Source organism: Streptomyces sp. NPDC058145, assembly GCF_042884245.1.
Lineage (GTDB): Bacteria > Actinomycetota > Actinomycetes > Streptomycetales > Streptomycetaceae > Streptomyces.
Window position 1 is genome coordinate 1 of the sequence record NZ_JBHVUH010000027.1, and the last position, 13,738, is coordinate 13,738.

Annotated in this window: 7 protein-coding genes and 2 pseudogenes; 6 read left to right on the forward strand and 3 right to left on the reverse strand. The window is 70.7% G+C overall.

The genetic code is table 11. The annotated features are described in order from the left end of the window. The 5 genes and pseudogenes from tnpA to ACFVVO_RS36525 all read left to right on the forward strand — a co-directional run. Positions 1-225 (forward strand): annotated as a pseudogene (tnpA, locus tag ACFVVO_RS36505) (IS200/IS605 family transposase); the annotation flags it as partial. A gap of 125 nt (positions 226-350) precedes the next feature. After that, positions 351-722: a helicase associated domain-containing protein gene (locus ACFVVO_RS36510; protein WP_390060952.1), complete on the forward strand. Its 372-nt coding sequence runs from the start codon at positions 351-353 to the stop codon at positions 720-722. A gap of 205 nt (positions 723-927) precedes the next feature. Next, a complete protein-coding gene (locus tag ACFVVO_RS36515; RefSeq protein WP_359556435.1) occupies positions 928-1,332 on the forward strand; it encodes a CU044_2847 family protein in 405 nt (134 codons plus the stop codon). Further along, entirely contained in the window at positions 1,329-5,705 is a 4,377-nt protein-coding gene (locus ACFVVO_RS36520) for a trypsin-like peptidase domain-containing protein (RefSeq protein WP_390060954.1), read from the forward strand. The genes ACFVVO_RS36515 and ACFVVO_RS36520 overlap by 4 nt, the downstream gene beginning before the upstream one ends. 223 nt (positions 5,706-5,928) lie before the next feature. After that, positions 5,929-10,326 (forward strand): trypsin-like peptidase domain-containing protein, encoded by a 4,398-nt coding sequence (locus tag ACFVVO_RS36525; protein WP_390060956.1) that lies wholly within the window; start codon positions 5,929-5,931, stop codon positions 10,324-10,326. Between the two features lie 383 nt (positions 10,327-10,709). On the opposite strand, the gene ACFVVO_RS36530 is transcribed toward ACFVVO_RS36525, so the two are convergent. The 3 genes and pseudogenes from ACFVVO_RS36530 to ACFVVO_RS36540 all read right to left on the reverse strand — a co-directional run bounded on the left by ACFVVO_RS36530 (position 10,710) and on the right by ACFVVO_RS36540 (position 12,811). Continuing rightward, positions 10,710-11,126: a hypothetical protein gene (locus ACFVVO_RS36530; RefSeq protein WP_390060958.1), complete on the reverse strand. Its 417-nt coding sequence runs from the start codon at positions 11,124-11,126 to the stop codon at positions 10,710-10,712. Further along, positions 11,123-11,952 (reverse strand): annotated as a pseudogene (locus ACFVVO_RS36535) (IS5 family transposase). Before ACFVVO_RS36535 ends, ACFVVO_RS36530 begins: the two are co-directional and overlap by 4 nt. Positions 11,953-12,130: 178 nt before the next feature. Next, a complete protein-coding gene (locus ACFVVO_RS36540) occupies positions 12,131-12,811 on the reverse strand; it encodes a class I SAM-dependent methyltransferase (protein WP_390060959.1) in 681 nt (226 codons plus the stop codon). A gap of 294 nt (positions 12,812-13,105) precedes the next feature. Between ACFVVO_RS36540 and ACFVVO_RS36545 the strand changes: the two genes are divergently transcribed. Further along, complete coding sequence (locus ACFVVO_RS36545; RefSeq protein ID WP_390060960.1) at positions 13,106-13,657, forward strand: hypothetical protein; 552 nt, start codon at positions 13,106-13,108, stop codon at positions 13,655-13,657. Positions 13,658-13,738 lie beyond the last annotated feature (81 nt).

The following is a 13,738-nucleotide window of genomic DNA, read 5'->3' on the forward strand; positions in this document are numbered from 1 at the left end:
GTACACCTGCTCGTGCACTACCCGCCGAAGGTCGCCCTGCCCAAGCTGATCAACAGCCTCAAAGGCGTCAGCTCCCGCTACCTGCGCGCCGAGTAGACCGGCCGCATCAACCGCATTGGCCTGGGCTCCGTCTTCTGGTCCCGGTCCTACTTCGCGGCATCGTGCGGCGGTGCACCGCTCAGCGTCGTCCGCCAGTACATCGAGGGACAGAAGCGGCCTGTCTGACCGTCACCCCGGAGGCGGAGCGAACTCCGGCGCTGCGCGCCTCCGGTGCGAGGATGCGATCCCCTCCCCGGCTGAAGCCGGGGATACCCACGCAAGATCAGGATGGACGGCGACGACATCGGACGATGGCTCCAGCAGCAAAAACAGCCGAGCACCTGGTCGCGGCTCTACCCGAGCAGCAGGACCGGCTGTCCACGCTGGGCGTACAGCCCACTGAGGCCGCGTCTTCCGCCCCGACAGCCAACCGCACGGCGAACAGCCCGAGCAAGAGACACCAGGCATTCCAACGCGGCCTCGTGGCCCTCGCACAGTACGTCGCCCGCGAAGGCCACCACCGTATCCCCAAGGGCCACTCGGAGGAGATCACGATGGCGGGCGAGGCAGCGCCGGTAATCGTCAAACTGGGCGTATGGATCACCAACACCAAGACCCGCCGCGACAAACTCACCGAAGAACAGCTGGACGCGCTACGGAAACTGGGCATCGACTGGACGTGAGCACGCCTGCTGGATGTTGGAGCGCGGTGCTGGTCTCTGGTCCTGCGGGGTGAGGTTCTGCGCTCATCCGAATTGCCGGGAGTGAGATTTCAGTTCCTACTGACGTGCCGTCAAATCCGCAGCGCTGCGAGACGATCCGGTCCCGACAGGCCGTCGAATCGGTAGTGTACGAAGCTGGCGTGGCAGGTGTCGCGAAGGGGGAAGCATGGCGTACCTGGTCGAGTTGCCCGTTTCCGGGGCGGGCGGCGCGGGAGCGGGTGGCGAGGGGGCGGGATCCGCTCCGTCGGATGCGACCGGCATCATCAAGGTCCAGATCGACGAGGTCGCGGACGGGCTGGTGCAGGTCGCCCGTCCCGGGCAGGTCGTGGCGCGGGCGACCCGGTCGCTGAACGACATGCTCGCCGGGATCCGGCCGGTCGCGGAGAACTTCGTCGACGGATTCCGCGACATGGCACGGCAACCCGACGAGATCGGCGTCGAGTTCGGCCTGTCCCTGTCGGCCGAGGCGGACGTGGTGATCTCCCGGACGACCGGACAGGCCAACTTCAAGGTCACCCTGACCTGGCGCAATGAGTCGTCCGGCGAACCGGCAGCGGACGCCGCGGGATGACAGTGCCCGCGTTACCGCCCGAGCGTACGGTGGGTACGGGCCCGCAGTCCCTGGACGCGGCCGTACTGCGTGTCCTCGACGGCCGTGGGCAGCCCGTCGGCGTCGCCTTCCTGGTCTCCGACACGCTCGCCCTGACCTGCGCGCACGTGGTTCATGCGGCCCTGGGCACGACGGGGGACGCGGCGCCTCCCGCTTCCGCCCGGATCCAGGTCGACCTTCCCCTCCTGCCCGCTCCGCAGCCCGACGGCGGCACGCCTGCGACGACGGCCGGTGTCGAGCACTGGGTGCCGCCGCGGACACCCAACGGGGGATCCTCGGTGCCCTCCGCGCGCGCCGAGTCCTCTATGCCCGCCACGCGCGACGATGTCGTCGAGCCCGCCGACGTGGCCGTGCTTCGGCTGCAGACGCCGCTTCCGGGAGCGGCACCGGTGCGTTTGGTGCACGCGGACGAGTTGTGGGGGCACCCGATGCGGGCGTTCGGGCTGCCCGTCGGCCGTCCCGGCGGGGTCTGGCACGCGGGGGTGTTGCGGGGTCGGCAGGCCGACGGCTGGGTGCAGGCCGATCTCGCCGGCAACGGGTATCCGGTGTCCCGGGGCTTCAGCGGCGGCCCGGTATGGGACGATCGGCTGTCAGGTGTCGTCGGCATGGTCACGGTGGCCGAGTCCGGACAACCGCCCGTCAGTTACCTGATACCCACCGGCGGACTGTTGGCCGCGCGGCCCGAGCTGCGCGCGGTCACGCTGCCGCCGTCGCCGTTCCGGGCTCTCTCGGCATTCCAGGAAACGGACGCGGCGATCTTCCACGGCAGGCGGGCCGAAAGCGACGACGTGGCGCGGGCACTGGCCGCCGAGCGCCTGGTCACCGTCGTGGGGCCGTCGGGATCCGGCAAATCGTCGCTGGCCCTGGCCGGCGTGGTGCCCCGGCTGCGCGCGGAAGGCGCCCAGGTGGCGGTGGTGAGGCCGACTCCCGGCAGTAGCCCGCTCACTGCCTTCGCGGCGGCGGTGCTGCCGCTGCTGGAGCCCGGCTTGCCCGAGGCCGAGCGCCCCCAGCGGATCACGGAACTCGTCGAAGTGCTGCGCCGCCACGGCCCGGCGGACCTCGTGGCCCGGCTGCTCCAGCTGAGGCGCGGCAGCCGACTGCTCCTCGTGGTCGACCAATTCGAGGAGGTCCTCGGCCTGGAACCGGACGCTGTCGACGAGCTGGCCGACCTGCTCACGGGCGACTCGCTGCCCGGCACTGTCCGCGTACTGATCACGTTGCGCGCCGACTTCCTGGAGCAGGTGCTGGCCCATCCGCGGTTCGGCCCGGAGATCGGCGGACACCTGCACGCGCTCGCCCCGCCGGCCCCGGAATGCCTGCGCGAGATCGTGACCGTGCCCGTGGAGGCCGTCCCGGGTGTGTTCTACGAACCCCATCTCGCCGAGCGCATCCTCGCCGACACCGACCCGGGGCCGGGTCGGCTGCCGCTCCTTGGCCTCACTCTCGACCTGCTGTGGCAGCGGCAGCAGGGCGGCCTGCTGACGCACCGGGCGTACGAGGAGCTTGGCGGTGTGACCGGCGCGTTGGGCGAACACGCCGACCGGGTCTGGGAAGCGTGCGTGCCGCCCGGGGACGAAGAAGCGGCCAGGCGGCTGTTCACCCGGCTCGTCCGGGTCCCGGTCGGCACGCCCGCGCCCATCCGGCGGATGGCGTTGCGCACCGAACTGCGCGCCGAGGAGTGGAGGGTCGCGCAACGGCTCGCGGGGACGAGGCTGTTGGTGACCGGCCGCGACGTCGAGGGCACCGAGACCGTGGAACTCGCGCACGAGGCGCTGATCAGCGACTGGGGCAAACTGGCCGACTGGACCACCGGGGACCGTGCCTTCCTGGAGTGGCGGGCCGCTCTGCAGCAGGACATGGACCGCTGGGAGCACGCCGAGCGTCCCTCGCAGTTGCTTCCGACGCCCCTGCAGCTCGCCCGGTCCGAACAGTGGCTGAGCGAACGCGGCGAAGAACTGACGGATACCGAACGGCGCTACCTGGACGCCGGCCGCGCCCACCGCCGCGCGAGGGTCCGTCGGCGGCGGACGGTGCTCTCGGCCGTCGGTCTCGTCGTGGCACTGGTCCTGGTGGCACTGTCGTCGCTCTACGCCACGCGGGAGGAGAGCCGGAGACGCGCGGCGGAAGCCGCCTCCCGCGCTCTCGCTGTGGCTGCGGAGGACGACGTACGCACGGAACCCGCCCTCAGCGTGCTGAAGGCACTTGCCGCCTACCGCACGGCGCCGACGCCGGAGGCCCGCAACGCGCTCCTGCGGCAGTACCTGCGCTTCAAGGACTACGACCGGGTACTGTCCGGTGTGCTGGGCACGGTCCGGGAGGTCACCACCAGTGCGACCGGCGACGTCGTGCTGGCCACCTCGAAACTGGGCCGGGCCGTCCTGTACGTCGGCGCCACCTCCGGTCCGGTGCGCAGCGCCCAGGTGCCCTCAACCGGGCAGGTCCAGGGAGTCGCGGTGTCCGCGGACGGCAGGCGCGGCGCCTACGTCCAGGCGGACGGCAGGGCCGTGTGGTTCGAGGCAGACACCGGCGCCGCAGGCCTGCTCGGCCCGATGCACCGGCTGCCCGACGCGCCGGGCGGCAGCAACGTCAGCTGGGAATCCTCGGTGCGCCCCGCGATGTCGGCGGACGGCCGTGTCCTCGCTGCGCGCGTCCGAGGCCGCCTGGTGTGGTGGAACCTGGACCGTGGCACCCTCGCCGGTGAGGTGCCCGCACCCCACGACATGAACACCGCCCTGTGGCTCGGCCCGGACGGGCGGACGCTGCTGACGAAGGTCTACACGGCGTCGGGCGCGCAGGCGCTGAAGTCCGTGGACATGGGCACCGGCCGCGTCACGCAACTCCTCTCCGAGGCCAAGGAGATCCTCGTGTCCGGTGACCGCCGCACCGCGGTCGTGTGCCGAGCGGAGGGCAAGCACACCGTCGTCAGCCGTCACCGGACCTCCGACGGCGCCGGGATCGGCCGCCCCTACCGCGAGCAGGACAAGGCGTATGTCACTGACATATGTACGGTGGACGCCGTCGACGCGACCGGGCGGCGCGTCTCGCTCCCCTGGGGTGAAGGACTGCGCGTCGTGGACCTGAACAGGAGCGAGACGATCTCCTGGTCGCCGCTGCCGCGATCCGGCGCACAGTCCATGCCCGCGGACCTCCTTGCGGAGTCGCACGGCAGGCTCTACTACGTGAGCCAACAGGAGTCGATGATCACCTTCCTGGGACTGACACCGGGCAGACGACTGCCCGAGGTCGCTCAGCAGCGGCTCACCGCCGACGGGAAGCGGACGATCACCGTCCTGGAGGACGGCTCCCGCATGGAACTGCGCCCGGCCGACCCGGGGCGGAGAGGACAGGTCTTCGCGGAGGCGTCCCGGGCGAAGCCGTACTGGGTGCCCGACCAGCCCGACCTGCCCGTCTTCGACGGCACCGGCAGGCTCGTCGCCGACCGCGAGTCCGCCGACACGGTGGTCGTCCGGGACACGTCGACGCTGCGGAAGGTGACCACCGTGACCGCCGTCCGGCCGCCGAAGACCCGGCCCGGCACCCATTGGGTCCGGGACCTGGACGTCAGTGGGGCGCTCAGCTGGCACTTCCAGCAGTACGAGTTCCGCTACTTCTTCGACCACACCGGCCGCCTGCTGACGGTCTCCGGCACCGTCGTCCAGCAGTGGGATCCGCGAACGGGCCGGCAGACCGCCCGCTTCGACGCCGGCGCGCTGCGCCCCGGCGATGACCCGGACGCGCTCGTGACGATCGCCCCGTATCCGGACCGGAACCAGGTCTCCGTGATCGTGCGGGGGCAGCGCGGCATCCGCGTCGTCGACATCACGGACGGACGCGTCACAGCCCGCGTGCCCACCGAGGGGGATGTCCTCTCCGCCGAATTCAGTCCCGACGGACGGTACTTCGCGGTCATGCGCCGTGAGACGGGACTCGAGGTGTGGCAGCGCGGCGACCCCGGACGCAAGGTGATCGGCCCGCTGAGCACCGTCGGCGAGAGCAGCGCCGACGCGTACCGCGCCGTCTTCCTCGACGACGGCCGCTTCCTGATCGCCGCGGACAACGCCGTACGCACCTACCGGATCGGCGAGCGGAGCTACGGCGACGCGTACCTGTTCGCCGATTCGACCCTCAGGACGGGGGACTACTCGTTCCCGGACGTGTCCGAGGACGGCAGGACCGTGCTCCACGCCGCCTTTGACAAGACCGCCAGCGCCCTCGTCCTCGACCCGGAGCTGTGGAAGCGGGAGTTGTGCCGCATCGTCGGAGACCGCGCGTTCACGGCGGACGAACGCGACAACCTCCCGGCGGAGGCGAAGACATGGCAACTATGCCCGTAGTGCCGGGTGTTGACCGGCGAGCATGGACGACGAGGTCCGAGCGAGGGGGACGCATGGCGTATCCGGTCGAACCACCCATGTGCGCGCCCGGTGGCGCCGGGGCTGTCGCACCGCGCGGCCCGGCCCTCGCCGCCGGCGCGGACCTGGGGATCTCCCGGACCACCGCGCAGGCCGGCTTCACGGTGCCCCTGACCTGGAGTCGTCCGTCGGACCGGGCGGCGCGATGAAGTCGGCGCGGGGACCGGAACGGCAGTCGGCGGCCATGGGCCCGAAGGTCCTGGACAGAGCGCTGCTACGCATCCTGAACGCACGGCGGCAACCCGTCGGCGTGGGCTTCCTGGTGTCCGACACGGTCGCCCTGACCTGCGCGCACGTGGTCTCCGCCGCCCTCGGCACGTCGGCCGACGCACCACCGGAACCCGGCGCGCGCCTGTCGGTCGACCTGCCTCTCGTGCCCACCGTGCCGCATGCGGACGCGACCGTCGTACTGTGGGTGCCGCCGTGGGGGCCGGGCGGTGCGGCTTCCGGTACCGCCGATGTCGCCGTGCTGCGGTTCGCGGCTCCGTTGCCCGGTGCGGGACCCGTGCGGTTGGTCGACGCGGACGAGTCGGCCGACTCCTCCTCCGACGATGCCGTGGACGGGCTTTGGGGGCACAGGGTGCGGGCCTTCGGACTGCCGGCCGGGCGCCCCGGCGGGGTGTGGCACGCGGGTGTGCTGAGGGGGCGGCAGGCCGACGGCTGGATGCAGGCCGATCTCGCCGGTGACGGTTACCCGGTGTCGCGGGGCTTCAGCGGTGGGCCGGTGTGGGACGACGGTCTGTCGGGTGTGGTCGGCATGGTCGCGGTGGCGGAGTCCGGTCAGCCGCCCGTCAGTTACCTGATTCCCACCAGGGGTCTGGTGGCCGCCTGGCCCGAACTGGGCCCACTCGTGCGGCCGCCCGCGCCGTTCCGCGGACTCGCCGCCTTCGAGGAGGCCGACGCGGCGGTCTTCCACGGCAGGCGGAACGAGAGCGACGGCATCGCCCGGGCGCTCGACGACCGGCAATGGGTCACCGTCGTGGGCCCATCGGGTTCCGGCAAGTCGTCGCTGGCGCTCGCCGGTGTGGCGCCACGGCTGCGAGCGCGTGAGGCTTGCGTCGTCGTCCTGCGGCCCGCGTCCGGGAGCAGCCCCCTCACGGCCCTCGCCTCCGCACTGCTGCCGCTGCTGGAACCCGACCTGCCCGAGACCCGACGACTGGCACGCCTGCCCGAACTGTCCGGCCAACTGCGCCACCGCGGCCTCGCGGACACGATCGACCGCCTGCTCGAAGTCCAGGGTGGCAGTCGACTGCTCGTGATCGTCGATCAGTTGGAAGAGCTGCTGTCGCAGCCCCCGGACGCCGTGCGCGAACTGGCCGACGTGCTGTTCGCCGAAGAAGCCCTGCCGGCCGCCGTCCGCGTACTCGCCACCCTGCGCGCCGACTTCCTCGAACCCGTCCTCGGTCACACACACCTCGGACCCGTCACCGGTCGGCACCTGCACGCCCTCGGGCCGCTCGGCGAGGACGGACTGCGCGACATTGTCACCACCCCCGTCGAACGCCTCCCCGGCGTCTCCTACGAGCCCCATCTCGCCGAGCGCATCCTCGCCGACACTGGCACCGAACCAGGCGCGCTGCCGCTCCTCGCCCTCACCCTCGACCTGCTCTGGCAGGGGCAGGAGGACGGCGTGCTCACCCACCGCGCGTACGATGAACTCGGCGGTGTCACCGGCGCGCTCGGCAACCACGCCGACCGGGTCTGGGCCGAACACGTGCCGCCGGACGACGAGGCAACCGCCCGCCGGCTGTTCACCCAGCTCGTCCGGTTGCCGCTCGGTGCCGCTGCGGCCACCCGGCGCCTCGCTCGGCGCGACGACCTCGACGAGGACCAGTGGCGCATCGCCCAGCGCATCGCCGCGCACACCCGGCTGCTCGTCACCGACCGCAGCGCCGAAGGCACCGAGACCGTGGAGCTCACGCACGAGGCGCTGATCGGCGAGTGGGACAAGCTCGCCGCGTGGGTGGCCGAGAACAGGTCCTTCCTCGGCTGGCGGGAGACCGTGCAGCACGAAATGGAGCGCTGGCAGGAGGCGGACCGTGCCCCCGAACACCTGCCGACCTCCGCGGCGGTAGCCGGCGCCGAACAGTGGCTCCCGGAGCGTGCCGCGGTCCTGAGCGAGGCGGAGCGGGACTACCTGAGGGCCGGCCGGACCCACCGCCGTGCCCGCGCCCGCCGGCGGCGAGCCCTGTTCTCCGGTCTGGCCGCGGCCCTGGCGTTCGCTCTGGTGCTCGGCATGCTCTATGTCGTCGAACGCCGCAGCAGCCAGGAACGCGCCGCCCTCGGTGCCTCCCGTGCCCTCGCCCAGGCCGCGCCGGAGTCGACTGTCACCGACCCGGCCCGCGCCGCGTTGCTCTCCCTCGCCGCGTACGACATGTCCCCCACACAGGAGGCCAAGAACGAACTGCTGCGCCAGTACCTTCAGTACAAGGACTACGACCGGGTGCTCTCCGGCGAGCTCGGCGACACCGTCTTCGACAAGAGCCGTGACGGCGACGTGGTCCTCGGGGCGGCCAAGCGCTCCGGCGCCACCCTGTTCGTGCACTCCCTGACCGGACCGCTGCGCACCGTGCGGGTGCCATCCACCGACAAGGTCCAGTACGTCATGGTGTCCGCCGACGGGAGACGCGCCGCCTACGTTCAGTACGACGGCAAGGCCGTGTGGTTCGAGGTGCACCCCGACGCGAAGCAGCCCGTCGGGCCGCTGCACCGGCTCCCCGACGCCCCCGGCATCGGCACGAACTGGAGCGACACCGTAACCCCCGCGATGTCCCTCGACGGCACGATCATGGTCGCCCACGTGCGCAAACGCATCATCTGGTGGAACCTGGACAACGGCCCGCACGGCATCCTCGCCGGGAACCTTCCGGCGCCCAAGGGCCTCGAGTTCAAGATGTGGCCGGCCCCCGACGACCGGACGTTGCTGGTCCCCGTCTACAAGCGGTTCCGCGACTTCGGGCAGGGCGAGAAGGGCAGCCTGCTCGCCCTCGACCTCAAGACCGGCAGGAGCTGGCTCGTGGTACGCGCCGACGCCGACCAGATCCGCATCTCCGGCGACCGGACCCGAGTCGTCCTGTGCCACGTGCGGGGCAAGACCACCGAGGTCACCGTCCACCGGGTCCGCGACGGCTCGCGAGAGGGCTACGCCTACAGGGAGAAGAACAAGGACTTCGCATCCACCATCTGCTCCGTGCAGTCCCTCGACAGCTCCGGCCTTCGTGTCGCTCTCAGCTCCCTCAAGGGCCTCACCGTCGTCGACATGCGCGACGGCAAGGTCCTCTCCCGCAACAGCCTGCCCGACTCGACCTCCTCGCTCGCCAAGAGCAGCCCATGGCTCGCGGAGTCCGGCGGCAGGCTCTACTACGTCCGCCACAACGAGTCGATGATCGGTTTCGTCCAACTGCGCCCCGGAAACTGGTTCGTCGAGGTCGCCCAGGAACTCCTCACGCACGACGGCAAGTACACGATCACCGTCCTGGCGGACGGCTCGCGCATGCAACGGCACCACGCACGCGAGGACAGCGCCCGCGTGCTCGCCGATGTACCGCGCCGCAAGCCCTACTGGGTACCCGAAGCCTCCGAACCCCTCGCCCTCGACCGCACCGGACGGCTCGTCGCCGACCGCGAGGGCGCGAACATCGTCACCGTTCGCGACGCCACCACGCTGCGCCGCACCACCACCGTCACCACCGCCGAACCTCCCCGACTCGATGACTCCACCCCGTCGATCGGGGACATCGAGATCGACGACGACAAGGGCAGCAGCAAGCACCCGAACTACGATTTCGGCTACTTCTTCGACCGCGGCGGGAAACTGATCACGGCTTCGGGAAACATCGTCGAGCAATGGGATCCGCGCACCGGCCGGCGACTCGCGCGCTTCGACGCCGCGACGGTCCGCTCCCGAGCCGGAGGAGCCAAGGACGCGGAGGTGATGATCGGCCCCTACCCGGTGGCGAACCGCGTCGCCGTCATCGTCCTGGACCGGCCCGGCATCCATGTCGTCGACATCACCACCGGGCGCGTCACCGAGACGGTGAAGACCGGCGACGACATCCTCGCCACCCAGTTCGACGCCAAGGGCGAGTACTTCGCGATCCTGCGCAGGGGCTCGGTGTTGGAACTGTGGCGGCGTGGCGACCCGCCGCACAAGGAGATCGGCCCCCTGCGCAGCCTCGCCGAGTCGGCGGGCACGCCGTTCGCCGTCGAATTCCTTGAGGGCGAGGGCCGCTACCTCGTCGCCGCGAACAACACCGTACGCGTCTACCGGATCGGCGAGCCCGGCTACGAGTCGTTCTACTCGTTCACCGGCCCGCGCGACAGCGCACTCGACGGGCAGCACTCGTTCCTGGCCGCCTCGGCGGACGGCAGCACCGTGCTCCACGTCGGCCCCGACGGCACCGGCGGACCTCTCCAACTGGCGCCAGGTCGGTGGTACCGCGAGCTGTGCAACATCATCGGCGACCGGGAACTCACCCGCGGCGAGGTGGATCTGCTCCCTGCAGATCCGAAGTCCCGGAAACCCTGTACCCGGGATGGCTGAGCGACGTCAGACTCACTCTGACCTCTGAGTGGGCGTTTAATGTTGGTTCGCGATGGGCATTTCGGCCCGCTTTGCCGTATTCGCCGCCAGCGCGCGCAACCTGGGATGCCTGGAGGGTCCGCACTGATGGCAATCTTCCGCCCCATTGCTAAGGCAGACGGAATCCAGTGCCGATCAGTAGTCAAGCGGACACACAGGCTGACGCCCAGAAGCCCACGAAGACGAAAATAGGGCGCAAATCACCCCGCTGTTGGTTGGTTGCAGGAGCGACTTATCACCACATTCTTTCCCTAAACGCCCACCGAGAGGGCGGTACGTGACTTGATGTCCGTTTCGCGCTTTCGGGAGGAGTGTGCGGGCTGGCCGTGACGTCGCCGGGCGGCTTACGGCCGCGGCTGGGTGAACAAGCCCTGCTCGGTCTCGACCAGGATCCCGCGCTCGGCGAGGCGCTTGAGCTTCAGGCGGGTGTTGTTGAGGGTGTTGGGTGCGATCGGCAGGTCCATCGCCTCGCACACCTGCCGGGCCTGCAGCGGGCCGTCAGGCCGCGGTGAACACCGCCATGATCTGCTGGTAGGCCGGATGGTCCGCAGCTTCGGCGGCGCAGGCGGGGTCGGCTCGGACAGCTCCAGCAGCGTTTTGCGGGTGATCCGGACCTCCTCGGCGGTTTGGTGAAGCTCCTCCAGTTGCGCGGAGAGTTCCGCGATCCGCTCCTTGGCCGCCTCGGCCTGCGCGGCGAGTTCCCGCTCGCGCTCCTCCAGCCTGGCCAGCACCGCCCCGAGCGTCAGCTCCCCGCCGGTCATGTGCTCCGCCAGGCCGCAGCGGTGGCACCGGTCAGCCGGCGCAGTATCACCGCGGTCATCGCCCAGTACACCCGCGACTCGGAGGTGCGGGGCTCGTGCTCGTAGTCGCGCACCAGCCTGCGGTGCAGCATCAAGATCCCGTAGGCGCGCTCCACGATCCACCGCTTGGGGATCGGTACGAACCCGGTCTGCGCCGGGTTGCGCTCGACGATCTCCACCTCGATGCCCACCTTCTCCCCGTGCGCGACGACGGCGTTCTTGAAGCCTTGGTCGACCAGGGCCTTCTGCACGGTGTCGGTGTCGGCGGCGACCTTGTCCAGCAGCGCGATGCCGGCGGCGTTGTCGTGCACCGACGCGGCCACCACGACCACCGCGATCACCAGCCCCAGGACGTCAACGGCCAGGCCGCGCTTGCGGCCCGGTACTTTTTTTGCCGCATCACGCCCCGTCGACTGCGCGGGCACCCCGGCCGCCGCGTGCACGCTCTGGGTGTCGAGCACCACCAGATTCGGTCCGCCTTCCGCCGCGCCTTCTCCCGCACCTGCCAGCGCAGCAGGTCGTGAATGGTCCGGTCGGTGCCGTCATCGCGCCACCTGGTGAAGTAGTACATCACCGCACCGCGCGGCGGCAGGTCGTGCGGCAGCAGGTCCCACTGGCAGCCGGTGCGGCCCTGGTGGAGCAGCGCGTTGACGATCTCCCGCATCGCATACGGGCCCTGGTGACCGCTGACCGAGCGGTGCGCGGCCTTCCACGTGGTGATCACCGGCTCGACCAGTGACCACTGCTCATCGGACAGGTCGGTCTTGTAGGACTTGCGCTCGCTCACAGCAACCAGCCCAACATGCCCATGGCCGCCGACCGGCCGGGATACCGCACTGCCACACATTCAGATGACGCCAAATCACCTATGCACTCTCATACCACCCTCTGAGAGGCCGCAGCCGGTTTCGGTGGCTCGGTCATCCAGTCTGCCCAGATGCCGGGCCTGCTGTGGGCGGAGGGGCTCAGCGCAGCCGTCGCGCACGCAGCACCAGGTCGTCGGTATGGTGCGCGCCGGCGCCGCCGTCGGGTGCCACGCGTGGTCGCTGCTCGTTCACCTCCACCTTCCAATCGTCGGTGAGCAGGGCGGCGACCATCGAGGGCCAGACGTAGTCAGCCGGGTCGAAGCCGCCGTCGTGCGCCTGCTGGGTGTCCATCCCCGCGTGGTGGACGAGCAGCAGCACGCCGCCGGGCGCGACGGCCGTGAGCAGCACTCGCTCGGCTGCGGCGTCGGGGGTGCGCAGCAGGGCTGGATACTGCGCGGAGACCAGGTCGAAGGAGGCCGACGGGAGCGCCGCTTCCGTCAGCGCGGCGTGTACCCAGCGAACGGCGACACCTGCGTCCCGCGCGTGCCCGGCCGCCCGCTCCAGCGCCACGCCCGAGACCTCGAGCGCGGTCACGTCCCAGCCGCCGCGCGCGAGCCAGACGGCGTCCGCGCCCTCGCCGCAGCCGACGTCGAGCACCCGCCCGGGCGTGAGCCCGGCGACCTCGGCCACGAGCGCACCGTTGGGCTGGCCGCTCCACAGCTGTTGTCGGTCGGCGTATCGGTTGTCCCACTCCGCCCGCACCGCGGGGTCTCCGACGTATCCGTCGCCAGGCAAGGAAGCGTCAGACGCGGGCGATCCCGCTGTGATGTTGTCGGTCACGGGCCCAACGTCACCCATCGTGGCCCGGTCACGCCACTCCTGTTGCCGCTCCGGCAAAACGGCGTCCAAGAGGCGAGGAACAGCCGGGCGTAGTCGCACTGGACGTCATCGAATCGCGTGCAACGACACGCTCAGAGATGGCTTCCCGCGTGATGGTGTAGCCGATTACCGTGCGGGTGTGCGCGGGCGGATGCCCGGGGCGTGCATCCGGTGACGGTCTCCGCTCCCTGCGCATGAGGCAGCCACCGTGCAACTCTCCATGGTAAACCGGAAGTTCAACGCAGGAGGTGCGCGGTGGCCTTGTCCCGCCTGCTGGAGTCACTACGTTCGGCGGACCGACTCGAACTCGTGCGGAGTGTGGCCGAGCGGATGCTGCAGGAGCTGATCGAGTCCGACGCCGCGGCCCGGATCGGCGCCGAGTGGACAGAGCACACCGAGGCCCGCATCGCCTACCCCGCCGCTACCTGCCCGAAAGCAGCATCGACGAAATCTCCGCCGGCGAGCGCCCTCACCAAACCCGAGTTCTCCGGAGACCTGCACGCAGGCGATGCCTCCGTCCGCGAGGCACTGGACAGCGTCCTGCACCGCGACCCCCCGTTGGCGAACTTCGTGATGACCTACCCGACCCGGCCGGTCGACATCGGCGGCTTCCTGCTTCCGGCCGACCAGCCGGTGGTCATCAGTCACGCCGCCTGCAACAACGACCCCACCCTGGGATCCCACCGGCCGCTGGGCAATCGGGCCCACTTCACCTGGGGAGCCGGCCGCACAGCTGCCCGGCCAGATCGCACGCGTACCTCGTCGCCGAAGCCGCCATCCTCCACGTCGTCGACGCTCTGCCCGTGATGGACCTCGACGGCCACCGGGACGACGTCGTCTGGCGTCCCGCTCAATCTTCCACCGCTGCCTGGTCGCCCTGCCCGTCAC